Raw genomic sequence first — 956 nt, 5'->3', positions numbered from 1 at the left:
TGATCTGCACGGCACAAGATCGGTACCGGTTTGTGTTGACTAATCATCACATCGTGTTGGATGGCTGGTCGTTGCCGATATTGTTGCAAGAGATCTTCGCTAGTTATTACGGGCAGCGGTTGGCTGCGCCGACGCCGTATCGCAGGTTTGTGACGTGGTTGGCTCAGCGGGATCTCGATAGTGCCCGGGCGGCGTGGAGTGAGGTCCTGGCCGGTTTTGAGACTCCCACGTTGGTGGGTCCGTCTGAACCGATGGTGTTGGGGCAGCGCGGTATTGAATCGTGTGAACTCACCGCTGAGCTTACTGAGGCGATCGGGGCGTTGGCGCGTCGTTGTCACACCACGGTGAACACGGTGCTCCAAGCTGGGTGGGCGCAGCTGCTGGTGTCGTTGACCGGTCAACAGGATGTGGCGTTCGGTATTGCGGTCTCAGGGCGCGAGGCTGAGTTGGTTGGTGTGGAATCGATGGTCGGGTTGTTGATCAACACCGTGCCAGTACGGGCCACGATCACCGCGCAGCTCACGGTGGGTGGTCTGCTCGAGCAACTGCAGCGTCGGTATAGCGACACCCTGGATCATCAGCATTTGGCGCTTAGTGAGATCCACCGGGTCACCGGGCATGACCGGTTGTTCGACACGTTGTTTGCGTTTGAGAACTATCCGGTGGATACCGATGCCCCGCTGGGTGCTGACGGGTTAGCGATCACCGGGTTTAGCAGTCGTGAATACAACCACTATCCGTTGTCGATTCAAGTTGCTCCCGGCAATGAACTGGCCCTTCGTATCGAGTTCGACACCGCGGTGTTCGACACTGCCACGATCGAAACGCTGATCGCGCGGTGGGTGCGGGTGTTGGAGGTGATGACTGCTGATCCTGATGTCCGGTTGTCGTCGGTGGATGTGGTTGATGGTGGTGAGCGGGCCCGGTTGGATCTGTGGAGTAATCGGGAGGTGTTG

Annotated in this window: 1 protein-coding gene; it reads left to right on the top strand. The window is 58.6% G+C overall.

What is annotated here, in order from left to right:
• On the top strand, positions 1 to 956 hold a 956-nt coding region (locus tag DB708_RS25780; protein WP_235616957.1), incomplete at both ends, for a condensation domain-containing protein.

The sequence above is a fragment of the Mycobacterium montefiorense genome (genome assembly GCF_003112775.1).
GTDB lineage: Bacteria > Actinomycetota > Actinomycetes > Mycobacteriales > Mycobacteriaceae > Mycobacterium > Mycobacterium montefiorense.
Note: the sequence above shows the minus strand (reverse complement) of the source record. Positions and strands in the feature narration are given on the sequence as shown.